Genomic DNA, 24,939 nt, shown 5'->3' with positions numbered 1-24,939 from the left:
CTGCCTAGTCCAAGGGGAGAGCTATGGAAAGTTATGATGGATGAACTGACAACAGGTGTTCCTATCGCTTGGCACAGACGGGCTTGTCCCAGGCGATGAAGTGGCCCTCGGGGTGTTTCACACCGCCTCATGTCGAGAATGATTTCGAACCCACCCCATCCTGACTGACTCCCAGTGGGGCCCCGCTTCGTAGGCTGCCCCGCAGCCTACTCCGCGACCCACTTGGTCGTCACCCCATCGGCTCTTCATGCCCGCACTTGGGGCAGAGCAGCACCTGGATGGGGTCCTTGCCGCGCGGCTTCCGGGTCTTCTCGCCCATGTACGGGTTCTTGCAGCTGGGGCAGGTGACGGGGACGGGCTTGTCCCAGGCGGTGAAGTCGCACTTGGGGTAGTTGGTGCAGCCGTAGAAGACCTTGCCGAAGCGGGTCTTGCGGGGGCTGAGGCCGCCGCCGCACTTGGGGCAGGGGACGGCGAGGATCTCCTTCTTCACCGTCTTGCAGGTGGGGTAGTCGATGCAGCAGATGAACTCGCCGTAGCGGCCGTGGCGCTTCACGAAGTCCTTGCCGCAGTTGGGGCACTTCTCGCCGATGGGCTCGTCCGGCGGAACCGGAATGCCTTTCGGGTCGGCCTTCACAATGCCCTTGCACTTGGGGTAGTTGGGGCAGGCCCAGAAGGGGCCCCACTGGCCCTTGCGCAGGTTCATGGGCGTGGTGCCGCAGAGCGGGCACTCGGGCGCGTCCTCGGGCTCCTCCATCTTCTCGAGGTCCGCCGTGTAGTCGCACTTGTCCTTCTCGGCTTCGGCGCTGTAGTTGGTGCAGCCCACGAAGAGCCCGTTGCGGCCGATGCGCTTGAGCAGCATGCCCGGGTGCTTCTTCCGGTCGCCGCACTTGGGGCACTTCTCCCCCGTGGGCACGCCGGCCTTGAGGTTCTGCATGTCGTGCCCGGCGGCGGCCAGGGCCTTTTCGAAGGGGCCGTAGAAATCGGTCATGGCCTTCTTGAAGGTGAGCTTGCCGTCCTCGATGAGGTCGAGGTTGCCCTCCATGCCCGAGGTGTACTTGCTGTCCATGAGGCGGGGGAAGCCCTGGATGAGCAGCTCCGTGACCGTCATGCCCAGGTCCGTGGGCTTGAAGCGGCCCTCGTGCTTCTTCACGTAGTCGCGGTCCTGGATGGTGCTGATGATGCTGGCGTAGGTGGAGGGCCGGCCGATGCCGTCCTCCTCCAGCTCCTTCACCAGCGTGGCCTCGTTGAAGCGCGCGGGGGGCTTGGTGAACTGCTGGTCCGTGTCGAGCTGCTCCAGCTTGAGCGCCTCGCCCGCCTTCAGGGCCGGGAGCTGGGACTCGTCCTCGTCCTCCTCGTCGCCCTTGGTGGCGTCGGCGATGGACTCGGCGTCGGCCTCGGTCTTGTCGGCGCGGTAGACCGCCAGCCAGCCGGGGAAGCGCTCGATCTCGCCCTTGGCCTCGAAGAGGGCGATGTCCTTGCCGACTTCGGCTTCCGTCTGCACCACGGTCTCGTCGAAGCGGGCGGCCTCCATCTGGCTGGCCATGGTGCGCCGCCAGATGAGGGCGTAGAGGCGGAACTGGTCGGGTTCCAGGTGGCCGCGCAGGCTCTCGGGCGTGCGGGTGATGTCCGTGGGGCGGATGGCCTCGTGGGCGTCCTGCGCCCCGGCCTTGCCCGTGTAGATGCGGGCCTTGGCGGGCAGGTACTCCTTGCCGTACTTCTTCCCGATGAATTCGCGGGTGGCGTCGATGGCCTCCGGGGCCATGCGGGGCGAGTCCGTGCGCATGTAGGTGATGAGGCCCACCGGGCCCTCGCCGAAGTCCAGGCCCTCGTAGAGGCGCTGGGCGTTCTGCATGGTGCGGCTCACGCTCATCTTCAGCTTCTGCGCCGCCTCCTGCTGGAGCTTGGCGGTGGTGAAGGGGGCGGCGGGGTTGCGCTTCTTCTCCTTGGTTTCCAGGCTCGTCACCTTGTAGGTGGCCTTCTCCAGCTTGGCCTTGAGGTCCTTGGCCTGGGCGGCGTCCGCCACGCGGCGCTTGGCCTCCTTGTTGCCAAGCTGCACGGCCTCGCCGCCCAGCTTCACGAGCTTCATCCAGAAGGACGGGGGCAGCTTGGCGGCGAACCGGCCCTTCACCACCCAGTACTCCACGGGCTGGAAGGCCTGGATCTCCTTCTCGCGGTCCACGATGATGCGCACGGCCACGCTCTGCACGCGCCCGGCGCTGAGCCCGCGGCGCACCTTGTCCCAGAGCACCTGGCTCACCTTGTAGCCCACGAGGCGGTCCAGAACGCGCCGGGCCCGCTGGGCGTCCACCAGCTTCTTATTAATGGTGGTGGGGGCGGCCATGGCCTTCTGGATGCCCGCCGGGGTGATCTCGTTGAAGAGCACCCGGCTCACGGGCAGGCTCTTGGGCGGCTTGATGGCCTCCAGCAGGTGCCAGCTGATGGCCTCCCCCTCGCGGTCGGGGTCGGTGGCGAGCACCAGCTCGGTGGCGGTCTTGGCGGCGGCCTTCAGCTCCTTGACCACCTTCTCCTTGGCCGGGCTGATCTCGTATTCCTCCTGGAACCCGTTCTCGATGTCGACCCCCAGCTTGCGCGGAAGGTCCCGGATGTGGCCCACGGAGGCCATGACCTTGTACCCCTTGCCGAGGTACTTGGTGATGGTCTTCGCCTTCGAAGGGCTTTCGACGATCACGAGCTTGGATACGGAAAAACTCCTAACGGTAGGGCTAAGCCGCCCTCAACGAACCATGGTTGCGTCTCAAATCCCGGGGGGCGGCATAAGGGGCCGTAACAGGGCCGCCAGAAAAAACGCTGTCCGCCCTGAACGGCCCCTAAGGATGGATCCTACTGCCGGAGGTTTGTCAAGGGACCCAGGTCCTCCAGGAGGTTCTCCGGGGATAGGCAAATTCGTGCAGCCCCTTCCCTTAGCAAAAAGTTCGGCCCGTCGGCGGAAGGATCCTCCGGGGAGCCGGGGCAGACCCAGAGCTCCCGGCCCAGGTCCAGGGCCAGGCGGGCGGTGACCAGGGAGCCGGACTTCAGGCGGGCCTCCACCACCAGGACGCCCTCGGTCCAGGCCGCCAGCAGCCAGTTCCGCCGGGGGAAGTGCCACTTCCGGGGCGGGGCCTCCGGCGGGAAGGGGGTGATGACGCCGCCTCCAGCCGCCACCATGCGGTCCATGAGGGGACCGTGCTCCGGCGGATAGGGGTGGTCCAGGCCCGAGCCCAGCACCCCCCAGGTGGGCCCGGCCTCCAGGGCCCCCGCGTGGGCGGCGCCGTCAATGCCCCGGGCCAGGCCCGAGAGCACCGCCACGCCCGCCTCCGTGAGGGCCCGCGCCCAGGCCCGGGCCCGCTCGCGCCCCCGCCGGCTGGCCTCGCGGCTGCCCACCAGGGCCACGCGGGGACCCCGACTCGGGTCTGGCGGCGGCAGGGCCCCCCGCACCCACAGGGCCACAGGGTAGGGCAGGGGCGCCAGCAGGGCCTCCAGGGCCGGGTCGTCGCCGGGCAGGAACAGGCGGGCGCCCCGGTCTTCAGCCTCCTGACGGCGCCGGGGGAGGTCAGCCTCCAGGCGCGCCAGCTCTCCGGCCAGCTCGGGCACCAGGGCGGGCGCCACGCCGGCCTGGAGGGCCGCCCAGGCCTCGGCCTTCCGGCGCTCGGGCCAGTCCAGGACCGTGAAGGCGAGGGCCCAGAGGGCGAGATCCATGGGGGTTCCAGGTGGGCTGCCGCTATCCTGGGAGTAGGCAGGCGCACAGTGCAAGCCCTTTCCCCTTGCATTTTGTATGCACACGACTACACTGGTTCTCTTGGCTATTTTCCTTTTCGGCCCGTGAGGTTCCCATGTCCCGTCAGTGCGAAGTCTGTGGCAAGAAGCCCCAGTTCGGGAACAACGTCTCCCACTCCAACAATGTCACCAAGCGCCGCTGGAACCCGAACATCCAGCGCGTCCGCGCCCTGGTGGGCGGCGCCCCCCGCCGCCTGCGGGTCTGCACCTCCTGCATCCAGGCCGGCAAGGTCCTGAAGGCCGTCTAAAAAGACCGCGCTCTGCTCGGTTCCGAAGCGGCGGCCATCTGGCCGCCGCTTCGCATTGGCCAGGCTACGAAAACCTTTGATCCGACGCACTCCCAATGACGGATGACTTGATCCGTGCATCATACTTTTGTCCATGCGGATTTCCGCCGATTCGATACCATGGGCGAAGGTCCAACCTTGGAGAAATCATGAACGCGCATGCTGCCTGCCTGGCTGGCCGCGCCGAATTCAACTTCGGCCCGCAGTCTGCTGCCCCAGTCATGGCTCGCGAGTTCTTCACTCCCGGCGGAGTTCCTTCTGCTCCACCCATCATCCAGGCCGACCTTCGGGCGCTGGAGGACCTGGTTGATGCGCTTTTGGCTGAGAAGCTGCTCGAGGCAAGCCGGCCCGAGGACTACATCTCCCTCGACGAGTTGAACAACTCCCTCGGGGATTGAGGCTGAATGGCCTATGCGGTGGAGGTCCACAAGCGGGTCCGGAAACACTTGCTTGGCCTTCATCCTCATGACCGGAAGGCCATTCTTGCAGCCATCAATGGGTTGAAAGAGGATCCTCGGCCACCATCCGCCGTTGGTCTCCATGGCAGGAAGTACAAAGACCTTATGAAGCTCAGGTTGGGCGACTACCGCATCCTGTACAAAACCATCGATGGCCAAGGGGCTGTGGTCGTGATGTTGACCGGCCATAGACGTGAGGTCTATGCGCTCTTAGAAAGGCTGCTCAACGGTTAGTCCGCACAGGTTAGTCCCTGGAGTCTTTCAATCCTGGGGATGCGGTGCAGGTACCCAGAATCGCACCCCTTGGAATCTTGCGGCTCAAGCCCAGCCACCAGCCCCCAGACGATAGACTGGCCCCATGCTGCTCGCCCTCGACACCACCACGGAGATCCTGCACCTGGCGCTGATCCGGGGGGACCGGACCTGGACGCGGCGGGTGGTCTCGGGGGTGGGGCGGGGGCACAGCGAGCGGCTGATCCCGACGCTGGACGAGCTGATGGCCGAGGCCGGGGCCGCTCCTGCGGACCTCACCGGCGTGGCGGCCTGCCTGGGGCCCGGCGGCTTCACCAGCCTGCGCATCGGCGTGGCCACGGCCGAGGGCCTGGGCCTCGCGGGCCTGCCCACCTGGGGCTTCTCCGCCTTCGCCCTGCGGGCCGAGGCCCTGCGCCAAGCCCGGGGCCAGGCCGGGATCGCCGGGCCCTTCTGGATCCTCCTGGACGGCCAGCGGGGCGAGGCCTTCTACCAGCGCTGGGCGGCGGACGGCCCCTCGGAGGCCGCGGCCAAGCACCCCCTGGCCGCCCTGCCGGAGCGGCTCGGCGCCGAGCCCTGGTGGGCGCCGGCGGCCTTCGCGCCCAAGGTCGAGGCCGTGCTGCCCGCGGGCCGCGTGACCTTGGCGGATGAGGGCGCGGCCACCCTGGCGGGCCTGGTGGCCCTGGCCCGGCGCGTGTCCCAGGGCCCGCCGGAGGCGCCCCTGACGCCCTTCTACCTGCGGGAGACGGATGCGGAAGTGAACTTCCCCCACGCCGCCGCGCACCTGCCGGAGGCCCTGCGCAAGGGCGTGGCGCGATGAGGGCCGAGCCGGTGGACATCCTCCGGCTGCCCGAGGGCGAGCCGCTGCCGGCGTGGGTGGCCCGGCTGGACCGCCTGGCCTTCGGGGACGCCTGGACGGGCCTGGCTCCCCATGAGGCGCTGTGGGGGATCCCCGACCTCGCCTTCGCCCGCTGGTCGCGGGTGCCCGCGGCGGGGGAGGCGGAGCTGCTGCGCATCGCGGTGGCGCCCGAGGCCCGGGGGCGGGGGCTGGGCCGCCAGCTGCTGGAGGCCTGCCAGCGCGACCTGGCCGAGGAGGGCCTGGTGTTCCTCTTCCTGGAGGTGCGGCCCACCAACGCCCCCGCCATCCGCCTCTACGAGGCCTGCGGCTGGGAGCCCTGCGGCCGCCGGCTCCGCTACTACGGCGACGGCGAGGACGCCCTGCTCTTCCAGCGGGTGGGCTGAGCGGATGCTTTCGGCCCATGGGAGGGAACAAAGGGCCCCCTCGTGCATCCCTTCCTGTGAGCCGCTGAATTCGGCCGGTCTCACTGGGAGATGCCATGAACAGGATTCGAACCTCGCTCGCCTTGCTGGCGCTGGCCCCGTTCACCACCGCCTTCGCCGGAGCGCCGGGCGCGCTGCCCGCCCACCGGGCCACGGCCTGCCAGGCGGCCTCGTGCACCATGGACATGGCGGACATGGCGAAGGCGGCCCACGACGCGCCGGCCCCGGCCACCTCGAGCTCCTGGTACTTGCCGACCTGGGAGGACGTGAACACGGGCACCGCGGCCTGCGATGAGGCGGGAAGCGCCATGGCCCCGGCGAAGCCGGACGGCGCGGCCGCCGCCAGGACGACCCCCTCCTCCTGGTACCTGCCGACCTTGGAGGAAGCCGCCGGAACGGCCGCTGCGTCCATGGCCTGCTGCGAGACGCCCTGCCCCATGGAGCAGGACAGCCACGCCAAGCCCGCCCCCGCCGGGAATCCCGTCGACTCCTGGTACTTGCCGTCCTGAACGGTCCCGTGCTTTGGTGGAACAGCCCGCTCTGCGGGGCTGACATGCGGGACATTCCTTGGATCTGACGTGTGAATCCCTCGTGGAGGCGCATCTTGATGCGGTGCATGCCTACGCCCGGGCGAGGCTCCGCCAGGAGGACCTTGCCCGGGAGCTCGTGCAGCGGACCTTCCTCAAGGCCTTCGAGAAGCTCGGACAGCTTCGGGACGCCCTGGCGGCCCGGGGCTGGCTGCTGTCCATCCTCCGCCACGAGATCGCCATGGAGTTCAGGTCCAGTGCGCGGTTCGAGGTCTGGGACGAGGAGGCCTTCGAGAACCTTCCCGGCCCCGACGCCGACGAGGCCGTGGATCCCTCGCTGCTCTCGGCGCTGTCCGCTGCCCTCGACCGGCTTCCGGAGGCGGCGCGGTCCATCCTGCTCCTGCGGTACCAGCAGGAGCTTTCCTACGACCAGATCGGGGAGCTCCTGGACCTTCCCCTGGGCACGGTCCAGAGCCGGATCCACCGGGCCAAGGCGGCCCTGAAGGCCGCCATGGCGGTGGAAGGGATCCCCGTGACGGGAGGTGCGGTATGACCAGGGACACGGCTTCCACCTCCGGCTTCGACCGTCAGCTCAAAGACGCCCTGCGCCCCGGCGCCGCGCCTGACGACCTGCGACGCAGCCTGCTGCGGGCGGCGGGGAGGCGCCGCTTCCTCTGGACGTGGCCGGCCCTCGGCATCGCCGCCCTGCTGATGGTCCTCCTGGGCGGGGGGACCTGGGGGTGGATGGTCCGCGGCCAGGAAGGTGCGCGGCTCAGCCGGGCCGCGATCCGGATGTTCATGGAGGCTCCGGGCATGGCGTTCACCGCGGAGGCTTCGGACCTGGATTCCGGGGAGCAGGGCCGGCGCTGGTCCGCCCAGGCCGCCGGATTCTCCGCCGCGCTGCCGAAGTGCCTGGCCGGGCAGGCCATGAAGGGGGGCTGCGTGTGCGACATGGAGGCCTGCCGCGCGGTCTGCTACTACCTCCAGGATGGCCGTGCCATCTACGTCTTCGATCGCACCCTCCGCGGGCTGCCCTTCGATCCGGCTCAGCCCCGCCGGCTTGCCTCCGAGGGGCACCGGGCCCAGGCCTGGAACGAGAATGGCCGCGGGTATGTCCTCGTCGAGCCCCCAGGGTGGGGCGGGCAGAGCTGACCGGGCCATCCCGGCGTGGTGAGAAGCGGACTCATTCATCCGTAAAATTGTTGACCTATGGGTATTGACCAAGGTGACTGATGGGGTAATGTTATCTCCACGGTCACATTCGAGGTCCCATGGTCGGCATCTCCAGACAGACGGATTACGCGGCGCGGCTGGTGCTCCACCTGGCCTCGCTGCCGGAGGGGACGCGCGCTTCCATCGCGGAGATCGCGGAGGCCCGCCTCCTGCCCGCGCCCTTCGTCCGCCGCCTCATCGGCGGCCTGGCCAAGGCGGGCATCCTCCAGACGGTGCGGGGCACGGGGGGCGGCATCGCCCTGGCCCGGTCCGCCTCGGAGGTCTCCCTCCTGGACGTGGAGACCGCCCTGGAAGGCCCCATCGTCCTCAACCAGTGCCTGGACGGACACCACCACTGCCCGCTGGCCCACGGCTGCCCCATCCAGGCGGCCTGGGCCGAGGCCGCCCGCACCCTGGAAACCCACCTGGCCGCCGTGCGCTTCGACGCCCTGGCCCGCTCTCCGGAGACCCACCTCGCCGCCCACCTGCGCTGCCACACGGCGCTCAAGGCCAAGGCGGCGTCGAGCTGTTCCTGATCCCCTAAGCCCCACACCCCCCCCGAAAGGAGGACACCTTGGATGTCCTAGCCCTGTCGCGCCTGCAATTCGCGGTCGCCACCTACTTCCACTTCCTGTTCGTGCCCCTGACCCTGGGCCTCTCGATGCTCGTCGCCCTCATGGAGACGCAGTACGTGCGCACCGGCGACGAGGACTACAAGCGCATGACGAAGTTCTGGGGGAAGCTCTTCCTCATCAACTTCGCCATCGGCGTGGTGACGGGCCTCACGCTGGAGTTCCAGTTCGGCACGAACTGGTCGCGCTACTCCGCCTACGTGGGCGACATCTTCGGCTCGCTGCTGGCCATCGAGGCCACGGCGGCCTTCTTCCTGGAATCCACCTTCATCGCGGTGTGGTTCTTCGGCTGGGAGAAGCTCTCGAAGAAGGCCCACGCCACCAGCATCTGGCTGGTGGCCATCGCCTCGAACATCTCGGCCTTCTGGATCCTGGTGGCCAATGCCTGGATGCAGCACCCCACGGGTTTCGTGCTGCGGAACGGCCGCGCCGAGCTCTCGGACTTCTTCGCCGTCATCACCCAGCGCTTCGCCCTCCTGGAGTTCATCCACACCCTGGGCGGCGCCTACATCACGGCGGGCTTCTTCGTGCTGGGCATCTCCGCCTGGCACCTGCTCCGCAAGCACGAGGTCGCCTTCTTCAAGAAGTCCTTCCGCCTGGCCGCGGCCTGGACGCTGGTCTTCGCCCTCTTCGAGATCGCCCAGGGCCACATGAACGCCGAGATCCTCAGCAGCACCCAGCCCACCAAGCTGGCGGCCATGGAGGCCCACTGGGAGACGGGCCGGAACGTGCCCATGCACCTGCTGGCCTGGCCCGACGCGGCGAACGAGCGCAACGCCGTGCAGTCGCTCTCCGTGCCCAGCGGCCTCAGCCTGCTGGCCACCTACTCCGCGGGCGGCGAGGTGAAGGGCCTGAAGGACTACCCCGCCGACCAGCGCCCGCCGGTGCTGCCGGTGTTCCTGAGCTTCCGCGCCATGGTGGGCCTGGGCGTGCTGTTCCTGGCCCTGGGCCTCTGGGCCTTCCTGAAGCGCCATGAGATCGAAGGGCAGTCCCGCTTCCTGAAGGTGCTGCCCTGGCTCATCCCGCTGCCCTACCTGGCCAACGAGCTGGGCTGGACCATCGCCGAACTGGGCCGCCAGCCCTGGATCGTCTACGGCCTGATGAAGACCTCCGACGCGGTCTCGCCCCTGGCGACCTCGCAGGTGGGCACTTCGCTCGTGGCCTTCTTCCTCGTCTACGCGCTGCTGGGCGCCGTGGACATCTACCTGCTGTTCAAGTTCGCCCGCAAGGGCCCCGAAGCCGCGACCGCGGCGGCGAAGTGAGGGAGGCGACCATGCTGGAATCCATCTGGTTCGTGATCTGGGGCGTGGCCTGGGCCGTGTACCTCATGCTCGACGGCTTCGATCTGGGGCTGGGCACGCTCTTCCCCTTCCTGGCCAAGGACGAGACCGACAGGCGCATCCTCGTGAACGCCATGGGCCCCTTCTGGGACGGCAACGAGGTGTGGCTCATCACTGCGGGCGGCGTGACCTTCGCGGCCTTCCCCCGGGCCTACGCCATCATGTTCTCGGGCCTCTACACGCCGCTCATGCTGCTGCTCTTCGCGCTGATCCTGCGGGGCGTGGCCTTCGAGTTCCGGGGCAAGGTGGACAGCGCCCGCTGGCGCGCCACCTGGGACGCCTGCCTGGTCGCGGGCTCCTTCCTCCCGGCCCTGCTGCTGGGCGTGGCCTTCGCCAACATCTTCCAGGGCCTGCCCCTGGACGCCGCGGGGCTCTTCCACGGCAACCTCCTCACCCTGCTGAACCCCTACGGTCTGCTGGGCGGTGTGCTCTTCGTGGTGATCTTCGCCGTGCATGGCGCCCTCTGGTTGGCCACCCGCACCGAGGGCGAGCTGCAGGCCCGGGCGGGCCGCATGGCGACGGCCCTGTGGTTGGCGGAGGCCGTGCTGGCCGTGGCCTTCCTGGCCATGACGTGGTTCAGCACGCGGCTATGGCAGCACGTGCTGGCGAAGCCTGCGCTTCTCGTCCTGCCCCTGCTGGCGGTCGCCGGCCTGCTGCTCACACGCCTCTTCGCGGCGCAGGGCGCCTGGTGGAAGGCCTGGTTCGCGTCGTCCGCCCTCATCCTGGGCGCCGTGCTCTTCGGCGTGGCGGGCCTCTTCCCCGACCTGCTGCCCTCCAGCCTCGACCCCGCGGCCAGCGTGACGGCCTTCAACGCCGCCTCCAGCCCGCTCACCCTGAAGATCATGCTGGGCGTGGTGCTCTGCTTCCTGCCCGTGGTCATCGGCTATCAGCTGTGGGTGTACCTGACCTTCCGGGATGCGGTGACGGCGGAGAGCATCGCCCGCGGACCCTCCTACTGACCTGATCCCTCGCGTCTGAACCGGCCCCCGCCCCGGGCGGGGTGGGGGCCTTTCTGTCCCATGCCCCGCTTCGGGGCGCTTCCAAGGAGAACTCCCATGAAGACCTTCATCCTGCCGGTGGCCCTGGCCGCCGGATGGCTGGCCTCTGCCCCGCTCCAGGCCCAGGAGGGCCCCTGGATGGTGCGCCTGCGCGCCGTCTCCCTCCAGCCCGCAGACAAGTCCGACGCGGCCCCGGGCCTTCCGGCGGACGCCATCCACGTCAGCTCGAAGACCATCCCCGAGGTGGACATCAGCTACTTCTTCACCGCGAACCTGGCCGCGGAGCTGGTGCTGACCGTGCCCCAGGAGCACGACGTCACCTTGGCCGGCGCGAAACTCGGCACCTTCAAGGAGCTGCCGCCCACCCTCACGGCCCAGTGGCACTTCCTCCCTGGCCAGAGGGTGGATCCCTACGTGGGCCTGGGCCTGAACCTCACCCTGATCTCCGACGTGAAGCTCGCGGATGGCGCCCTGGACCTGGACAAGACGAGCGTGGGCCTGGCGGCCCAGGTGGGCGTGGACTTCAAGGTGGCGAAGCAGTGCTTCATCAACCTGGATGCCAAGTACGCGCAGATCCGCAGCGACGTGAAGACCGCCGCGGGCGCCAAGGTCACCACCGTGAAGGTGGATCCCTTCCTGTTCGGCGTGGGCGTGGGCTACCGGTTCTGATCCCGCCGGGGCGCCCCATGCCGGGGCGCGGCCGAGCCGCGCTCTGGCATGGGGCTCAGGGAGGGTCCGCGGGCGCGGACAGGGCCTTGGCCAGCGCCCGCAGCAGGGCCGCGCCGTCGCCGCGGAAGGAGCTGCCGTGCATGGTGGCGAGGGTCCGGGGCTGGAGGTCCGCCAGGCGGGCCAGGGTGGTCCGAGCCTTGTCGCGGCAGGCGAAGTAGTCCATGCCGCCGCGCATGGCCTCGCTGGGGCCCAGGATGTCCCCCTCGGTGACCGGCGGCAGCTCCGCCCCGGGCTGGGTGAACAGGTCGCCGCAGAAGAGGGTGCGGGCGGTGGGCGCCCAGATAAGCCCTGCGTCCCAGCCGTGGGGCACATGGGGGGTGTCCAGCCAGCGGATCCGGTGGCGCCCCAGGTCCAGCTCCTCCCCGTCCCCCAGGGCCCGGGGCGGCCGGTCGGCCACGTCGCCCATGGACACCATGGCGCTCACGCGGCTGCACAGGGGGACGGCGCCCGGGGCCGCCGCCAGGAAGGCGTTCATGGCCCCGCACTCGTCCGCCTCGAAGTGGGAGTAGGCCAGGTAGCGGAGCGAGGCCACCGGCAGCACCCGCTCGATGGCCGCCCGGGTGGCCTCGAAGTGGCCCCGCAGGCCGGTGTGGAACAGCAGGGGGGCCGCGTCCCGGATGAGGATCTGGTTGAAGGTGAAGCCCCCGGGGAGGGCTGGCAGGGGAATCGAGGTGCTGATGCGGAAGATGCCGTCGGCGATTTCGTCAACGCGGGTGGGCATGGGGGCCTCGTAAGTCGGCGACGGGGGCCGGATCAGGGCTTGGCCTGGGGCACCACGTCCCACTTCCCGCGGACGTCCATGGAGATCACGCAGTCGGCGCCGGGCATGCACCTGGTGACGTGCTCCTTCTTCCCGCGGAACACGAAGACCGAGCCGGCGGGCAGCAGGGTCTCCTTGCCGTCCACGGTGAACGACAGGGTCCCCGAGAGGACGGTGCCGAAGTGGTCGGAGGTGTGGTGGTGCAGGGGCACCACGAGCCCCTCCTTGAGCTGGACGAGGAAGTGGCAGGGCCCCTTGGCGGGATCGCCGTCCACCACCGCCATCCGCACGCCCGGATGCTCGGGGTCGTCGGTCCAGATGAGGTCCCCGGCGGGGAAGAGGCTCACGGCGGGGGGCCTCTTCCCCTCCTTCGCCGGGGCGGAGGCGGCGAAGATCAGCGCCAGGGCCGGCGCCAGCAATGTGCGCGTGTTCATGGGATCCCTCCTGTCATTGGGACGCTTTCACTTCAACGCAACGGCTGTGGCGCCGGAGGCTATCCCCGCACCGCCACCACCTCCAGGTACTCGGCCTCGACCTGCGTGGTGCCGTCCTTGGCCTGGTTGTGGTCGGCCCAGACCTGCTCCAGATCCCGGTGCAGGCCGGTCTGCCCCTCCGCGTCCAGCGCGGCGAAGGCCCGGTTGACCGGGCCGTAGTAGGCCTGGAAGAAGTCCACCACGTCAGAGGGCGGGAAGGGATAGCGCATGGGGTACATCCGCTTCCGGGTCTCCAGGCTGGAAGCGCCCTCCCGGAACCGCTCGCGGACCGTCGCGTCGTCCCCCCACTGCACCGGCGGCGCCATGAGCGGGGACGGCGGGACGTGCTTCCCGACGACCTTGAACATCTGGCCCACGAAGCCCTGGGGCGTCCAGTTCGCCATGGCGATGCGCCCCCCCGGGCGGCAGACGCGCACCAGCTCCGCGGCCACCCGTTCGGGCCGGGGGGCGAACATGGCGCCGATGAGGCTCACCACCAGGTCGAAGGCGCCGTCCTCGTAGGCGATGGCCTCCGCGTCGCCCTCCTCGAAGCGGGCATCGAGGCCTTCGGCCCTGGCCCGGGACCGCGCCGCCTCGATGGAGTTGGTGGCGATGTCGATGCCCGTCACGTGCACGCCGGTCCTGGCGGCCGGGATGGCGATCTGGCCCGCCCCGCAGGCCACGTCCAGCATCCGCGAGCCGGGCTCGGGTCCGATGCTGTCCAGGAAGGCCAGGGCCCCGGGCTCCAGGTAGGTGGCGAAGTGTCCGTAGTCGCCGGCCATCCAGATGGTCTTGAGGCGGGCCTTGAGGGTGGCCATTTCGGGCGTCATGGAATCCAGGGAGAGTGTGGTGCCCATGGTGTCTGCTCCTGAGGGAAGGGGCCTCCGGGCGGCGGGGCTTCCCCAGGCACGCGCACCCTCCCCCTCCACCTCGGAACGGCGGCTGCGCGGCGTCCTGTGGGGATCGGGCCAGAGCCTCCGGGCGGCCGAGGACGGTATCCCAGGATCGGCTTCTGCGACTCTGTGTCAATGTCTCAAAAATGAATTTTAATGTCTGTTTTTGACCATAGGTGGCTAGGCGGACAGACAGCTGGACCTGTGCTGGGCCGGGGTGGTTCAGGCCCTCTCGAACAGCACGATGCGGTTGCTGTTGGTGCCCTTGCCGTTGTTGTCCACGCCCCAGATGTGGGCGGTCTTGGTGAAGACCTGGGTGTTCACCAGCACGCCGTGGGCGCGGAAGCCCGCGGCCAAGCCCAGGGGCAGGGCCACCTCGTCGAGCTTGAGCTTCCCGCCGCGCACCTCGCCCACCTCGAAGGCCACGAAGCCCCCGGGCCGGGTGAGGCGGAACAGCTCGGCGAAGACCTCGCCCATGGCCTGGGCCCAGGCCTCCACCGTGCGGTGGGTGCTGAGGCCCTTGCCGATGGCTTCGGCGTCCAGGCCGTTGAACCAGCAGCGCAGCCAGTTGTCCCCCGCGTAGTCCACCACGTCGAGGAAGGGGGGCGAGGTGACGGTGAGGGCCACGGAGCCGTCCGCCAGGGCGGGCGTGGACCGGGCCTCGCCGGTGAGGAAGAGGGCATCCTCGGCGGCGGTGGCCAGGTTCCCCAGGGCCAGGGCCTCCAGGCCGGCGAGCAGCTGCTTCGTCTTCTTCAGGATGAGCGCGTGGGTGTCGCGGTAGGCGGGCACCTGGTTCCGCTTGGCGTTGATCTGGCGCTGCTTCTCGGCGCTGACCGCCTGGTTGGGCGGCAGGGTGTAGACGGAGAAGAAGCCGGGGCTATGGCCCGTGAGGCGGTTGGTGGCCACCATGCGGATCCAGGCGTCCAGAGGATCCAGCTCGCCCGCCGCCTCGCGCTCCAGGCACCAGCTCCGCAGGCCGCGGATCTCGGCTTCGGTGTCGGCATGGAAGAACATGGACAGGTCCAGGCCGTCGGAAGCCCCCATGCGCGGGATGGCCTTCAGACGCCGGGCCACCTCCGCGGGATCGGGCGGCGTGAGCCGGGGCTCCGCCAGCAGCCGCGACAGGGGGTTGAGGTCGTTGGCGGCCACCCGGCGCCCCATGAGGGCCGCTTCGAGGGCCGTGGTGCCCCGGCCGCTGAAGGGGTCGTAGACCCGGTCCCCGGGCAGGGTGAGGCGCTCGATGAAGTGGCGGGGGAGCTGGGGCTTGTAGCAGGCCCGGTACGAGATCTCGTGGAGGTTGGCGGCCTGCCGCTGCCGGGAGGTCCAGAACTCGGCGGACAGGCGGGGGCGCCGGCCGGAGGCGGTCTCCACCTCGTCCCAGGCCGCATCCTCCACCGGGGCGAGGTCGGCCAGGAAGGCCCTGCTCGCGGCTGTCTGGGCGTCCATGGTCTGCCTTTCGCGGAGCATCCAGGATAGCCTGCTGGGAATGGTCCCCTCCCGGCCCAAGCGCCACCCGGAACTGACCCGCCTCTACGTGGCGGTGGCGCTGGGCGTGGTGGTCATCATGATCATCCTGGCCTACAAGGCCGTGGGGAACCGCGTGGCCGAAGGGGGGCTGGACGCGCCCTCCCGCTGGGCCCTCATCGCCCTGGGCCTGGCCAATGTGCTGGCCATCGGCACCCTGCTCTTCATCGTGGCCCGCAGCCTGGCCAAGCTCTACTTCGAGCGCAAGAGCGGCATCCTGGGCTCCCGCCTGCGCACCCGCATGGTGCTCACGCTCTTCATCGTGGGCATCCTGCCCAGCCTGATCCTCTTCCTGGTGGGCCGGAACTTCATCAACAAGAATGTGGAGCGCTGGTTCAGCCCCGAGACGGAGCTGGCCATCCGGGACGGCCAGAAGGTGGCCGCGGACCTGAGGGCCGCCGCCAAGGCCCGCCTGGACTTCGGCGCGAGCCGCCTGGCGGCCTCGCCCTCGGCGGAGCTGCCCGCCCTGCGGGTGGCCACGGACCTGGACCTGGTGGCCTTCCTGGATCTCAAGGGAGAGGGCGTGAAGGGCCTGGAGCTGCGGGAGGGCATGACGCCGCCGGACCTGACCGGCTCCGGGCCCGAGACCGGCCAGGAAACCCGGGAGGGCCTCTGGCTGCTGCGCCGGGTGGCCCGGGGGGACGGGGTCTGGGTCGTGGGCATCCACATGCCGCGGGAGACCCTGGACCGGGTGCTGGCCCTGGAGCAGCGGTACCGCGAGAGCCAGCAGATCCAGGCCGCCCGGGACACGCTCCAGACCCTGCCGCAGAGCACCTTCCTCTTCCTCACCCTGCTGACGCTCTTCTTCGCCGTGTGGTCGGGCCTGGCCCTGGCCAAGTCGCTGAGCGAGCCCATCCGCGCCCTGGCCAAGGCCGCCCAGCGCGTGGGGAGCGGCGACCTGGAGGTGCAGCTGCCGGAGATGGGCGAGGACGAGCTGGCCTTCCTGGCCCGCACCTTCAACGCCATGATCCGCGACCTTAAGGCCAGCCGGGCCGCCATCGAGGCCCAGGCCAGCCGCCTGGACCAGCAGCGGGCCTACCTGGGCCAGATCCTCGCGGCCCTGCCCGTGGGCGTCATGAGCTGGCGGGCGGATGGCGAGTTGCGCACCTTCAATGCAGCGGCCAAAACCTGGATGGGCCTCGAATCCTTCGATCCCTCCGAGGACAGCTGGGGCGCCGTGGTCTCCCTGCCGCGGCTGGGCCGTCTGCCGGAGCTGCTGGCCGCCGTGCGCGAGTCCGGCCGCGGCGTGCAGGAGGAGCTGCGCCTGGGCGGCGAGGGCGAGGGCCGGCCCGTGCGGGCCATCCTCGAGCCCCTGCAGGGCGGCGGCGTCCTGGCGGTGCTGGAGGACCTCTCCCTGCTGGCCCAGGCGGAGAAGCGCGCCGCCTGGCAGGAGGTGGCCCGGCGCATGGCCCACGAGGTGAAGAACCCCCTCACGCCCATCCAGCTCACGGCCCAGCGCCTGCTGCGCCGCACCCGCGAGGGGCGCCTGGACCTCGTGGCCGTGCAGGAGGGGGCCGAGACGATCCTCACGGAGGTGGCGAGCCTCTCGCGCCTGGTGGACAGCTTCAGCCGCTTCGCCCGCCTGCCCTCGCCCCAGTTCGCCCCCTGCGATCCCGCGGAGCTGCTGCGGCAGGTGCTGGCGCTCTACGAGCCCAACCAGCCGGGCATCACCTGGTCCATCCGCTTCCAGCTGGAGCCCCTGGGCGTGGTCTGGGACGGCGACATGGTGAAGCGGGCCCTCATCAACCTGGTGGACAACGCCGTGGCCGCCGTGGACGGCAAGGGCGCCGTGGCCCTCTCGCTCACGGGCGAGGACGGGAACCTGCGCTACGACGTGGAGGACGACGGCACGGGCGTGCCCGAGGCGGACCGCGACCGGCTCTTCGAGCCCTACTTCTCCACCAAGTGGAAGGGCACGGGCCTGGGCCTGGCCATCGTGCGCCGCATCGCCCAGGACCACGGCGGCGACGCCCGCTACCAGCCCCTGGAGCGCGGCAGCCGCTTCACCCTCACGCTGCCGAGGGCCCCGAAGGGCTGATCAGCCCCGCCGGCGCCGCAGCCAGAGCCCCAGCGGTCCGATGACAAGCCAGGCGAGCACCACGACCTTGAACAGCGGGGACAGAGGACCTCCGGGAAGCCGGAACCAGCCTCTCATGGCCGGGCCGCGGGATGGGGACGCTATGCTGGCCCCATGAAGCGCGGAAGCTCGGCGGGTCCCTGCCTGCTCGTGGGATGCGGCTACACCGGCCTGCGGCTGGCCCGGCGCCTGGCGGCCCGGGGGCCCGTGCCCGGCCAGGTATCCGGCCTGGTGCGGTCGCCTGCCTCCGCCGCGGCGCTGGAGGCTTCCGGTGTTCCGGCCCGGGTGGTGGATCTGGACGGAGCCGCGGCCCTCGATCTGCCCCGGGACCTGGCCTCCGTGGTCTACCTGGCGCCTCCGTCCGCGGAGGGCGAGGGCGATCCGCGCCTCGGGCGCTTCCTGGAGGGCCTGGGCGGGCTCCGGCCCCGCGTGCTGGTCTACCTCAGCACCACGGGCGTGTACGGGGACACGGGCGGCCTGCCGGTGGATGAGGCCTCGCCCACCGTGCCCGGAGACGCCGCCTCCCGCCGCCGCCTGGCCGCGGAGAGGCTCGTCGGCTCCTGGTGCGGCGCCGCCGGCGCGCGCGGCGTGATCCTGCGCGTGGCGGGCATCTACGGGCCGGGCCGCCTGCCCCTGGACCGCCTGCGGGCGGGGGAGCCGGTGCTCCGGCCCGAGGACTCCGGCCCCGGCAACCGCATCCACGTGGACGACCTGGCCGCCGCCTGCGAGGCGGCCCTGGACCGGCCCCTGTCCGGCGCGTTCAACGTGGCGGACGGGGACCACCGCAGCATCGGGGCCTTCATGGAGCTGGTGGCCCGGCAGGCGGGCCTGCCGCCGCCCCGCCGCGTGACGCGGGAGGAGGCCCGCCGGGAGCTGGGCCCCGGCATGCTGGCCTACGTCCTGGCCTCGCGGCGGGTGATGAACCGGCGCCTGGTGGAGGACCTGGGCGTGCGGCCCCGGAATCCGGAGGACGGCGTGCGGGAGAGCTTGGCGGAGATGGGCCTCGAATCCAGGCGCGACCTCTCCTGAGGAGAAAAGCCAAGCCTCCACGAAGGACACGAAGGGGCGGAGCCGGAGGGAGCCAGCCGAACGCCAACCAAGCATTCTTCGTGTTCTTGGCTTTCCCTTCGTGCCCTTCGTGGAGATCCGTTCGGTCTCTAGTACCGCAGCACGCTGAACACCGGCAGCCCCTGGACCTTCTCGCGGCCGGGCAGGGAGGTCAGCTCGATGAAGACGGTGAGGGCGACGGCCTGGGCGCCGGTCTTCTGCACGAGGCGCTGGGCCGCGGCGGCGGTGCCGCCGGTGGCCATGACGTCATCCACGATGAGCACCCGGTCGCCGGGGCCGAAGGCGTCCTGGTGGATCTCCAGGGCATCGCTGCCGTACTCCAGGCCGTAGGCCTCCTTGTGGGTGGGCATGGGCAGCTTGCCGGGTTTGCGGGCGGGCACGAAGCCCACGCCCAGCTTCTGGGCCAGGGCGCTGCCGAAGATGAAGCCGCGGGACTCGAGCCCGAGCACATGGGTGGGCTGGAGCGTGAGCACGGGCTGGGCCATGGCGTCCACGGCCTCGCTGAAGGCCTCCGCGTGGGAGAGCAGGGGCGTGATGTCGCGGAAGAGGATCCCGGCTTTGGGGAAGTCCGGCACGTCACGGACGAAGGCGCTGAGAGAAGTCGTAAGGGTCATGGCTACCTGAGGATCTGGAAAGGAAGGGGAAGCGAGGATCGCACATCCTGGGCCTCCCAGTCCAGCCGTCCCACGGCGGCGTAGGCCGGGCCCTCCGCCAGCCGCGCGCGGAAGGCCTCCAGGGCGGCCTCGGGGCCTTCCGCCTCGCCGGCCACGGAGCCGTCCGGCTCGTTGCGCACCCAGCCCGCCAGGTCCAGCGCCCGCGCCTCGCGCTCGGCGAAGCGGCGGTAGCCCACGCCCTGGACGGCGCCGTGGACGCGGAAGCGGACCGTCACCTGACTACCCGTTGAAGGCCGCGTCGAAGTCGGCCTGCCGCGCCAGGGTCTCGGGGCAGCCCAGGTCCAGGCGCAGGGGGGTGATGCTGGCGTAGCCCTCGAATACCGCCCCGGCGTCGCTGCCGGGGGCCTTGGCGTAGGTGGGGCCCGAGTCGCCGCCGATCCAGTAGTAGGGCGTGTTCCGGGGATCCGCGCGGCGCTCCACCAGGTCGTGGTAGGCCCGGCTGTCCTGGCCCGTGAGGCGGAAGCCCTTCGGCTCGCCCTTGGGGAAGTTCACGTTCCAGATGCGGTTGGCGGGCAGGTCCATGGCCTCCCAGCGCTCCAGGAAGCGGGCGATCCAGGGCTCCGCCTGCTCCAGGGAGCCCCGCGGATCAATGGAGAAGGCCGCGGCCCGGGCGCCCTGGAGCCGGCCCTCGAAGGCCGCGCCCACGGTGCCGGAATAGAACACGTCCTCGCCCAGGTTGAAGCCGTGGTTGACGCCGGAGAGCACCCAGTCGGGTTTCCGGTCCAGGACCTCGCAGACCCCCAGCAGCACGCAGTCCACGGGGGTGCCGTCGCAGGCGTGGCGGTCGGGCCCGATCTCGTGCAGGCGGAGGATGTTGTGCAGGCTCAGGGCCGAGGAGATGGCCGAGCGGTTGCGGTCCGGGGCCACGGTGACCACCCGGCCGAAGCGGGAGGCCACCCGGGCCAGCGCCGCCAGGCCGGGGGCCCAGAGGCCGTCATCGTTGGTGAGCAGGATCAGGCGTTCGGACATGGAGCCAGTGTATCCCGTGGGTCCGGGCCGCATTCGCTGTCAGGATGGAATTCACCGTCCCGTTCCATGGATCCCGACCTGTCGATGACCTCCGCCCTTCCGGCTCCCGACGGGGCGGCCGGGGCCGCGGCCCTGTCCAGCGGCCGGATCGAGGTCCTGGCCCGTCTCCGTGAAAGGATCGTGGCCTTCGCGGCATCCCGGGGTGCAGGCGCCCAGTCGGAGGACCTGGCGCAGGAGGTGCTGGTGCTGCTCCACACGAAGTACGGCCACCTGGACGCGGCGGAGGACCTGGTGCCCCTGGCCTTCCGGATCCTGCGCTTCAAGCTGGCGGCCCAACGGCGCACGGCGGCCCGCCGCGGCGAGTACGACGCCGTGGACGTGGAGGCCTTCCCCCCCGCCTCGGACGCGCCGGACCCGGCGGCCGTGCTGGAGCGCAAGGAGCTGCTGGCACGGCTCATGGGCGGCATCGCGCGCATGGGCGAGCGCTGCCGCGAGCTGTTCCGCCTCAAGCTCCAGGGCCGCACGTTCGCGGAGATCCAGGGCCTCCTGGGCGCGGCCACCCTCAACACCGTCTACACCTGGGACCACCGCTGCCGGAAGGAGCTGCTGGCCTCCCTCGGCGGCGGCTGGGAAGGGCCGGGAAGGGGGGCTCCATGAGGCGCGCCGAGGTCCGGAAGCTGCTGGGCGGCCACGCCACGGGCACCCTCACGGAGGCCGAGCGGAAGGCCCTGTACGCCGCAGCCCTGGAGGACCAGGCGCTCTTCGACGCCCTCATGGACGAGGAGGCCCTGCGGGAGCTGCTGGCGGATCCCGCAGCCCGGGCCCAGGTGCTCGCCGCCCTCGCCCCGGCCCCGCCGAAGGTCGTCCCCTTCTGGCGGCGGCCCGGCATCCTGGGCGCGGCGGCCGGGGTGCTGATGGCCTCCCTGGCGGGCCTGACCTGGCTGCGGAACCCCCAGGCGCCGCCCGCGGTCCAGCAGGAGCGTTCGAGTCCGAAGCTCCTGTCGCTGCCGGAGGCCGCCGAGGCCCCGGCAGCCCCGGCGGAACCCCCGGCCGCCAAGCGCAAGCCCGCGCCCCGGCCGGCCCAGGAACCAGCGGCCCGCCCGGCGGAGGCGGCCCCCGCGCCGATGCCCGCCGCGCCCCGGGCCGACCAGGCCAGCCGCCTGGAGAAGGCCGCGCCGCCGGCTCCTGCCAGCGTGCCCCGTGGTGTGCCCGGCGGCGTGCCCGGTGGCGTGCCCGGCGGCGTGGTCGGCGGCGTGCCCGGCGGCGTGCCCGGCGGCGTGCCCGGCGGCGTGGTGGGCGGCGTGGTGGGCGGCGTGGTCGGGGGAGTCGTCGGGGGCGCCCAGGCTCCGGCCCAGGTCCCGGCGCGGGACCAGGCCCAGGCCCCGGCGCGGGACCAGGTCCAGAATCGGGCCCGGGAGGAGGCCCGGCGGGCCCCTGCGGCGACCGTGACCGCCGTCCTCGCCGAGGCCCCGGCTCCCGTCTGGCACATCGCCTTCCGGGCCGGGGACCTCGCGGAAGTCCTGGTCAGCGCCCCCCACGGGGCGCAGGTGGTTCTGCTCAGGCGCGGCCCCGCCGGGGTCGAGGTCCAGGCGGCCCGGGCCTCGGAGCCCGAAGGGAGCCGGGTGCGGTGGCGCTACCTGGTGCGGCTGGGGGCCAAGGACACCCTGGACCTCTACCTGCCGGCACACGCCGTTCCGGATCCCGGGGCCCTGCCCGAAACGGGGCCGGTGGATGGGTTCCGGGCGCGGATCTTCCCCGAGGCGAAGTAGGCGAGGCTCAGCCTGACCAGGGCCTCAAAAGCCTCCACGAAGGACACGAAGGAGCAGGCCAAGGCCACGAAGGCAGGCCTCGGCGTCCGGCCCAAGACATCCGGGCCTTCGGCCCCGGGCGCGCATTGCGCGACCGGCTTTGCGGGCGGCGGGCACGGCGGCTCTTGGAAGCCGCCCGGGGCCGCCGCCTGCAAAGGGATGTCGCGGTGGGTCGAAACCCATTCGTGCCCTTTTCATGCCCGGAAGGGCGCCTTCGTGTCCTTCCGTGGTGGTCTTTCCAGACTGAGGTTCGCCGATTATTCCTGAGATCCTGTGATTGCGGTGATAAGGCAGGTCGTGGTCGCATGCAGGTCGAGCCGGGCCCCCATCGTTGGAATCACTGTTCATCGGTGGCAAGATCGCTTTTCCTGCAGGGCGTCACCGGCGGACGGTTTTTCTGAAAGGGTTTCACCGGTGGCGGCATTCCCCCTGTGAACCGCGCCCTCGCGCGGCCCACGGGAGGATCCCATGTCGCACCGCGCCGCCACCCTTCTGCTCGCCTGCTGGTCCGGGCTCTCGCCCCTGGCCTCCGCCCGAAGCCGCCCCGCGGCCTTCCGCCCCGATCCCCAAGGTGAGGCCTCCGCGGACCGCACCCTGTCCCCCTACTTCTTCGTGAAGGGAGACGATGCGGCCCTGGACCAGCTCCCCCTGAAGGCCACCTCCGCCAAGGTGGCCATCGCCGGCGTCATCGCCGACGTGACGGTGACCCAGGTCTACCGGAACACCGGCACCAAGCCCCTGGAGGCGATCTACGTCTTCCTGGGCTCCACGCGCTCGGCGGTCTACGGCATGACCATGCGCATCGGCGAGCGGGTGCTGAAGGCCCAGATCAAGGAGCGCGGCCAGGCCCGCGCCGACTACGAGCAGGCCAAGCAACAGGGCCGCAGCGCCTCGCTGCTGGAGCAGCACCGGCCCAACGTCTTCCAGATGAACGTGGCGAACATCCTGCCCGGCGACGAGATCCGCGTGGAGCTTCGCTACACCGAGCTGCTGGTGCCCACCGACGGCGCCTACAGCTTCGTCTATCCCACGGTGGTGGGCCCGCGCTACGCCGGGAGGGCCGGCACGGCCTCGAGCACGGGCGAGACCTGGGTGGCCAACCCCTACACGTACGCCGGGGAGAAGCCCGCCGCCACCTTCGACCTGGAGGTGAAGCTGTCCGCGGGCCTGCCCATCCAGCGCATGGCCTGCGACACCCACAAGACCACCATCGCCTACGACGGCAAGGCCGAGGCCACGCTGAAGCTGGATCCCAGCGAGGCCCACGGCGGCAACCGCGACGTCATCGTGAAGTACCAGCTGGCCGGGAACGCCGTGCAGTCCGGCCTCCTGCTCCATCAGGGCCGCCGTGAGGGTCAGGCGGAGAACACCTTCCTGCTCATGGCCCAGCCCCCCAAGCGCGTCACGCCCAGGGACCTGCCGCCGCGTGAGTACGTCTTCATCATGGATGTCTCCGGCAGCCAGATGGGCTTCCCGATCGAAGTGTCCAAGGTGCTCATGAAGGAGATGATCCAGGGCCTGCGGCCCCAGGACCTCTTCAACGTCATGGTCTTCGAGGGCACCTCGGCCTTCTGGTCGCCCAAGGGGTCGCAGCACGCCACGCCCGAGGCCACGGCGCAGGCCCTGGCATTCGTGGGTTCCCAGCACGGCGGAGGCGGGACGGAGCTGGGCAGCGCCCTGAGGAAGGCCCTGGGTCTGCCCCGGGTGCCCGGCATCTCGCGCACCTTCGTGGTCTCCACGGACGGCTACATCAGCGCCGACGGCCAGGTCTTCGACCTCATCCGGAAGAACCTGGGCTCGGCCAACCTCTTCGCCTTCGGCATCGGCTCCTCGGTGAACCGCCACCTCATCGAGGGCATGGCCCACGCGGGGCAGGGCGAGGCCTTCGTCATCACAAAGCCCGAGCAGGCCACGGCCGAGGCCGAGCGCTTCCGCGCCTACGTGTCCTCGCCGGTGCTCACGAACCTGAAGCTCACCACCAACGGGTTCCACCTCCAGGACCTCGAGCCCCTGCAGCTGCCGGACGTGCTGGCGGACCGGCCGGTCATCTGCCTGGGCCACTGGACGGGCGAAGCCAAGGGCACCGTCACGCTCTCCGGCGTGAGCGGCGCAGGCCCCTGGAGCCAGACGTTCGAGGTGGGGAAGGTGAAGGACCGCGACCACGGCGCCCTGCGCCAACTCTGGGCCCGCCAGCGCATCCAGATGCTCTCGGACTACGACCAGTTCGGCGCCGACGAGGGGCGCAAGGCGGAAGTCACTCGCCTGGGCCTCGCCTACCACCTGCTGACGGCCTACACCTCCTTCGTGGCGGTGGACACCCAGGTGCGCAACGCGGGCGGCCGGAGCACCACGGTCACCCAGCCCCTGCCCCTGCCCGAGGGTGTCTCTAATGCGGCCGTGGGCGGCGTTCCGGGCGGCGTGGTCGGCGGCGTGGTTGGTGGCGTGGCCGGTGGCGTGGTCGGCCGCTCCGTGGCCTACGCCCCGGCGCCCCCGATGGCGATGGCGGAAGCCCCCGTCCAGGTCGAGACCCTGCGCCAGGACCAGGCCCAGCGCCGCAAGTCCGGCCCCAGTGAAGCGCGGGCGAAAGCCTCCCTGCGCATCCTGGCCTTCTCGGGCATCACGGGCACCTCGAATCCGGCCTCTCTCCGCGGCGAATTGGATGCCCGCCTGAAGGATCCGGCCCTCGTCGCCGCCCTGGCCGCCCTGCCCAGCGGCACGGACCTGGAACTCAAGGTGGACGCCTCGGGCCAGGTGGTGGCCGCGGCCTTCAGCCGGGTCTTCCCCGGAGACGCCAAGGCCAAGGCCCTGATCCTCACCTGGCGCCTGCGGGCCTGGACCGGCGGCCTGGCCGGCCAGCTCGAGCTCACCCTCGGCTTCCGGCCCTAGATGTCGCGGCCAAGGACGTTGTTCAGCTTTTGAGCGGGGGCGAGACCGCCGAGGGCTGAGTGGGACCTGTGGTGATTGTAGTGGTGGAGCCAGGCTTTGAGGGCTTGGCTCCGCTGTTCTGAGGATTGGTAGGCCAGGCGGTAGGCCCACTCGCGAAGGGCTGTCTGGATGAACCGTTCGGCCTTGCCGTTGGTCTGAGGGCGGTAAGGCCGGGTGAAGCTGTGCCGGATGTCTTGGGCCTCGCAGACAGCTTGGACCAGCTTCGAGTGGTAGCACATGCCGTTGTCGGTGAGGATGCGCTGAACCCGGACGCCCTGGCT

The 24,939-nt window shown here is 70.7% G+C and carries 27 protein-coding genes; 17 read left to right on the top strand and 10 right to left on the bottom strand.

Features of this window, described 5'->3' with window-relative positions:
- Positions 1 to 229: 229 nt before the first annotated feature.
- Positions 230 to 2,689 carry a type I DNA topoisomerase gene (gene topA / locus G398_RS0100135; RefSeq protein WP_026852069.1) on the bottom strand — a complete coding sequence of 820 codons (2,460 nt, stop codon included), beginning with the start codon at positions 2,687 to 2,689 and terminating at the stop codon, positions 230 to 232.
- A 152-nt stretch (positions 2,690 to 2,841) separates the two neighbouring features.
- Positions 2,842 to 3,696 carry a DNA-processing protein DprA gene (locus tag G398_RS15065; protein WP_052570978.1) on the bottom strand — a complete coding sequence of 285 codons (855 nt, stop codon included), beginning with the start codon at positions 3,694 to 3,696 and terminating at the stop codon, positions 2,842 to 2,844.
- A 134-nt stretch (positions 3,697 to 3,830) separates the two neighbouring features.
- Here G398_RS15065 and rpmB point away from each other — a divergent pair, with 134 nt between their 5' ends.
- The 12 genes from rpmB to G398_RS0100070 all read left to right on the top strand — a co-directional run bounded on the left by rpmB (position 3,831) and on the right by G398_RS0100070 (position 11,427).
- Positions 3,831 to 4,022 carry a 50S ribosomal protein L28 gene (rpmB, locus tag G398_RS0100125; protein ID WP_026852068.1) on the top strand — a complete coding sequence of 64 codons (192 nt, stop codon included), beginning with the start codon at positions 3,831 to 3,833 and terminating at the stop codon, positions 4,020 to 4,022.
- A 188-nt stretch (positions 4,023 to 4,210) separates the two neighbouring features.
- Positions 4,211 to 4,459 (top strand): hypothetical protein, encoded by a 249-nt coding sequence (locus G398_RS0100120; protein ID WP_026852067.1) that lies wholly within the window; start codon positions 4,211 to 4,213, stop codon positions 4,457 to 4,459.
- Between the two features lie 6 nt (positions 4,460 to 4,465).
- A complete protein-coding gene (locus G398_RS20055) occupies positions 4,466 to 4,753 on the top strand; it encodes a type II toxin-antitoxin system RelE family toxin (RefSeq protein ID WP_026852066.1) in 288 nt (95 codons plus the stop codon).
- Between the two features lie 124 nt (positions 4,754 to 4,877).
- Positions 4,878 to 5,588 carry a tRNA (adenosine(37)-N6)-threonylcarbamoyltransferase complex dimerization subunit type 1 TsaB gene (gene tsaB / locus G398_RS0100110; protein ID WP_026852065.1) on the top strand — a complete coding sequence of 237 codons (711 nt, stop codon included), beginning with the start codon at positions 4,878 to 4,880 and terminating at the stop codon, positions 5,586 to 5,588.
- Positions 5,585 to 6,010: a GNAT family N-acetyltransferase gene (locus G398_RS15060; protein WP_084511762.1), complete on the top strand. Its 426-nt coding sequence runs from the start codon at positions 5,585 to 5,587 to the stop codon at positions 6,008 to 6,010. The genes tsaB and G398_RS15060 overlap by 4 nt, the downstream gene beginning before the upstream one ends.
- A 95-nt stretch (positions 6,011 to 6,105) precedes the next feature.
- A complete protein-coding gene (locus G398_RS20550; protein ID WP_026852064.1) occupies positions 6,106 to 6,558 on the top strand; it encodes a hypothetical protein in 453 nt (150 codons plus the stop codon).
- Between the two features lie 58 nt (positions 6,559 to 6,616).
- Entirely contained in the window at positions 6,617 to 7,129 is a 513-nt protein-coding gene (locus G398_RS0100095) for an RNA polymerase sigma factor (protein WP_084511758.1), read from the top strand.
- Positions 7,126 to 7,728, top strand: a complete 603-nt coding sequence (locus tag G398_RS0100090) for a hypothetical protein (RefSeq protein ID WP_026852062.1) — start codon at positions 7,126 to 7,128, stop codon at positions 7,726 to 7,728. The genes G398_RS0100095 and G398_RS0100090 overlap by 4 nt, the downstream gene beginning before the upstream one ends.
- Positions 7,729 to 7,847: 119 nt before the next feature.
- Positions 7,848 to 8,324 (top strand): RrF2 family transcriptional regulator, encoded by a 477-nt coding sequence (locus G398_RS18965; RefSeq protein WP_052570976.1) that lies wholly within the window; start codon positions 7,848 to 7,850, stop codon positions 8,322 to 8,324.
- 38 nt (positions 8,325 to 8,362) lie between these two features.
- Complete coding sequence (locus G398_RS0100080) at positions 8,363 to 9,682, top strand: cytochrome ubiquinol oxidase subunit I (RefSeq protein WP_026852061.1); 1,320 nt, start codon at positions 8,363 to 8,365, stop codon at positions 9,680 to 9,682.
- Positions 9,683 to 9,693: 11 nt separating this feature from the next.
- Positions 9,694 to 10,719: a cytochrome d ubiquinol oxidase subunit II gene (gene cydB / locus G398_RS0100075; protein ID WP_026852060.1), complete on the top strand. Its 1,026-nt coding sequence runs from the start codon at positions 9,694 to 9,696 to the stop codon at positions 10,717 to 10,719.
- 96 nt (positions 10,720 to 10,815) lie between these two features.
- Positions 10,816 to 11,427: an OmpW/AlkL family protein gene (locus G398_RS0100070; protein ID WP_026852059.1), complete on the top strand. Its 612-nt coding sequence runs from the start codon at positions 10,816 to 10,818 to the stop codon at positions 11,425 to 11,427.
- 55 nt (positions 11,428 to 11,482) lie between these two features.
- Here the strand turns inward: G398_RS0100070 and G398_RS0100065 are convergent, their stop codons facing one another.
- The 4 genes from G398_RS0100065 to G398_RS0100050 form a co-directional block, all read right to left on the bottom strand.
- The gene (locus G398_RS0100065) at positions 11,483 to 12,208 is read right to left on the bottom strand and encodes an oxygen-binding di-iron domain-containing protein (RefSeq protein WP_026852058.1); all 726 of its coding nucleotides are present in this window, start codon (positions 12,206 to 12,208) and stop codon (positions 11,483 to 11,485) included.
- Positions 12,209 to 12,240: 32 nt separating this feature from the next.
- Positions 12,241 to 12,681, bottom strand: a complete 441-nt coding sequence (locus G398_RS18960) for a cupin domain-containing protein (RefSeq protein ID WP_052570974.1) — start codon at positions 12,679 to 12,681, stop codon at positions 12,241 to 12,243.
- Between the two features lie 59 nt (positions 12,682 to 12,740).
- Entirely contained in the window at positions 12,741 to 13,577 is an 837-nt protein-coding gene (locus G398_RS0100055) for a class I SAM-dependent methyltransferase (RefSeq protein ID WP_026852057.1), read from the bottom strand.
- Between the two features lie 258 nt (positions 13,578 to 13,835).
- Positions 13,836 to 15,059, bottom strand: coding sequence for a DNA methyltransferase (locus G398_RS0100050; protein WP_026852056.1), 1,224 nt, complete (start codon positions 15,057 to 15,059; stop codon positions 13,836 to 13,838).
- Positions 15,060 to 15,099: 40 nt separating this feature from the next.
- On the opposite strand from G398_RS0100050, the gene G398_RS0100045 reads away from it, so the two are divergent.
- The gene (locus G398_RS0100045) at positions 15,100 to 17,175 is read left to right on the top strand and encodes a sensor histidine kinase (protein ID WP_157492215.1); all 2,076 of its coding nucleotides are present in this window, start codon (positions 15,100 to 15,102) and stop codon (positions 17,173 to 17,175) included.
- Positions 17,176 to 17,328: 153 nt separating this feature from the next.
- The gene (locus G398_RS0100040) at positions 17,329 to 18,243 is read left to right on the top strand and encodes an NAD-dependent epimerase/dehydratase family protein (protein ID WP_043482825.1); all 915 of its coding nucleotides are present in this window, start codon (positions 17,329 to 17,331) and stop codon (positions 18,241 to 18,243) included.
- Positions 18,244 to 18,371: 128 nt separating this feature from the next.
- On the opposite strand, the gene G398_RS0100035 is transcribed toward G398_RS0100040, so the two are convergent.
- The 3 genes from G398_RS0100035 to surE are packed head-to-tail and all read right to left on the bottom strand — an operon-like array spanning position 18,372 to position 19,925.
- Positions 18,372 to 18,896: an adenine phosphoribosyltransferase gene (locus G398_RS0100035; RefSeq protein ID WP_026852053.1), complete on the bottom strand. Its 525-nt coding sequence runs from the start codon at positions 18,894 to 18,896 to the stop codon at positions 18,372 to 18,374.
- 2 nt (positions 18,897 to 18,898) lie between these two features.
- On the bottom strand, positions 18,899 to 19,171 hold the full coding sequence (locus G398_RS0100030) for an acylphosphatase (RefSeq protein ID WP_026852052.1): 273 nt from the start codon (positions 19,169 to 19,171) through the stop codon (positions 18,899 to 18,901).
- A 4-nt stretch (positions 19,172 to 19,175) separates the two neighbouring features.
- Positions 19,176 to 19,925, bottom strand: a complete 750-nt coding sequence (surE, locus tag G398_RS0100025; RefSeq protein ID WP_026852051.1) for a 5'/3'-nucleotidase SurE — start codon at positions 19,923 to 19,925, stop codon at positions 19,176 to 19,178.
- An 84-nt stretch (positions 19,926 to 20,009) separates the two neighbouring features.
- Between surE and G398_RS20545 the strand changes: the two genes are divergently transcribed.
- From G398_RS20545 to G398_RS15040, 3 genes are all read left to right on the top strand, one after another.
- Positions 20,010 to 20,582: an RNA polymerase sigma factor gene (locus tag G398_RS20545; RefSeq protein ID WP_211229014.1), complete on the top strand. Its 573-nt coding sequence runs from the start codon at positions 20,010 to 20,012 to the stop codon at positions 20,580 to 20,582.
- The gene (locus tag G398_RS15045; RefSeq protein ID WP_043482823.1) at positions 20,579 to 21,694 is read left to right on the top strand and encodes a hypothetical protein; all 1,116 of its coding nucleotides are present in this window, start codon (positions 20,579 to 20,581) and stop codon (positions 21,692 to 21,694) included. The genes G398_RS20545 and G398_RS15045 overlap by 4 nt, the downstream gene beginning before the upstream one ends.
- Before the next feature lie 507 nt (positions 21,695 to 22,201).
- The gene (locus G398_RS15040; protein ID WP_052570972.1) at positions 22,202 to 24,619 is read left to right on the top strand and encodes a VIT and vWA domain-containing protein; all 2,418 of its coding nucleotides are present in this window, start codon (positions 22,202 to 22,204) and stop codon (positions 24,617 to 24,619) included.
- On the opposite strand, the gene G398_RS0100005 is transcribed toward G398_RS15040, so the two are convergent.
- A partial coding sequence (locus G398_RS0100005; RefSeq protein WP_026852049.1) for an integrase core domain-containing protein occupies positions 24,616 to 24,939 on the bottom strand: 324 nt, incomplete at its 5' end. The genes G398_RS15040 and G398_RS0100005 overlap by 4 nt on opposite strands.

It is taken from the genome of Geothrix fermentans DSM 14018, assembly GCF_000428885.1.
Lineage (GTDB): Bacteria > Acidobacteriota > Holophagae > Holophagales > Holophagaceae > Geothrix > Geothrix fermentans.
The sequence above is the reverse complement of the archived record's forward strand: the minus strand, read 5'-3'. Positions and strand labels throughout refer to the sequence as shown.

Coding starts and splice junctions, on each gene's coding strand:
- G398_RS15065 (WP_052570978.1), bottom strand. CDS start 3,696: ATGGATCTCGCCCTCTGGGCCCTCGCCTTCACGGTCCTGGACTGGCCC.
- rpmB (WP_026852068.1), top strand. CDS start 3,831: ATGTCCCGTCAGTGCGAAGTCTGTGGCAAGAAGCCCCAGTTCGGGAAC.
- G398_RS0100120 (WP_026852067.1), top strand. CDS start 4,211: ATGAACGCGCATGCTGCCTGCCTGGCTGGCCGCGCCGAATTCAACTTC.
- G398_RS20055 (WP_026852066.1), top strand. CDS start 4,466: ATGGCCTATGCGGTGGAGGTCCACAAGCGGGTCCGGAAACACTTGCTT.
- tsaB (WP_026852065.1), top strand. CDS start 4,878: ATGCTGCTCGCCCTCGACACCACCACGGAGATCCTGCACCTGGCGCTG.
- G398_RS15060 (WP_084511762.1), top strand. CDS start 5,585: ATGAGGGCCGAGCCGGTGGACATCCTCCGGCTGCCCGAGGGCGAGCCG.
- G398_RS20550 (WP_026852064.1), top strand. CDS start 6,106: ATGAACAGGATTCGAACCTCGCTCGCCTTGCTGGCGCTGGCCCCGTTC.
- G398_RS0100090 (WP_026852062.1), top strand. CDS start 7,126: ATGACCAGGGACACGGCTTCCACCTCCGGCTTCGACCGTCAGCTCAAA.
- G398_RS18965 (WP_052570976.1), top strand. CDS start 7,848: ATGGTCGGCATCTCCAGACAGACGGATTACGCGGCGCGGCTGGTGCTC.
- cydB (WP_026852060.1), top strand. CDS start 9,694: ATGCTGGAATCCATCTGGTTCGTGATCTGGGGCGTGGCCTGGGCCGTG.
- G398_RS0100070 (WP_026852059.1), top strand. CDS start 10,816: ATGAAGACCTTCATCCTGCCGGTGGCCCTGGCCGCCGGATGGCTGGCC.
- G398_RS0100065 (WP_026852058.1), bottom strand. CDS start 12,208: ATGCCCACCCGCGTTGACGAAATCGCCGACGGCATCTTCCGCATCAGC.
- G398_RS18960 (WP_052570974.1), bottom strand. CDS start 12,681: ATGAACACGCGCACATTGCTGGCGCCGGCCCTGGCGCTGATCTTCGCC.
- G398_RS0100055 (WP_026852057.1), bottom strand. CDS start 13,577: ATGGGCACCACACTCTCCCTGGATTCCATGACGCCCGAAATGGCCACC.
- G398_RS0100050 (WP_026852056.1), bottom strand. CDS start 15,059: ATGGACGCCCAGACAGCCGCGAGCAGGGCCTTCCTGGCCGACCTCGCC.
- G398_RS0100045 (WP_157492215.1), top strand. CDS start 15,100: ATGGTCCCCTCCCGGCCCAAGCGCCACCCGGAACTGACCCGCCTCTAC.
- G398_RS0100040 (WP_043482825.1), top strand. CDS start 17,329: ATGAAGCGCGGAAGCTCGGCGGGTCCCTGCCTGCTCGTGGGATGCGGC.
- G398_RS0100035 (WP_026852053.1), bottom strand. CDS start 18,896: ATGACCCTTACGACTTCTCTCAGCGCCTTCGTCCGTGACGTGCCGGAC.
- surE (WP_026852051.1), bottom strand. CDS start 19,925: ATGTCCGAACGCCTGATCCTGCTCACCAACGATGACGGCCTCTGGGCC.
- G398_RS20545 (WP_211229014.1), top strand. CDS start 20,010: ATGACCTCCGCCCTTCCGGCTCCCGACGGGGCGGCCGGGGCCGCGGCC.
- G398_RS15045 (WP_043482823.1), top strand. CDS start 20,579: ATGAGGCGCGCCGAGGTCCGGAAGCTGCTGGGCGGCCACGCCACGGGC.
- G398_RS15040 (WP_052570972.1), top strand. CDS start 22,202: ATGTCGCACCGCGCCGCCACCCTTCTGCTCGCCTGCTGGTCCGGGCTC.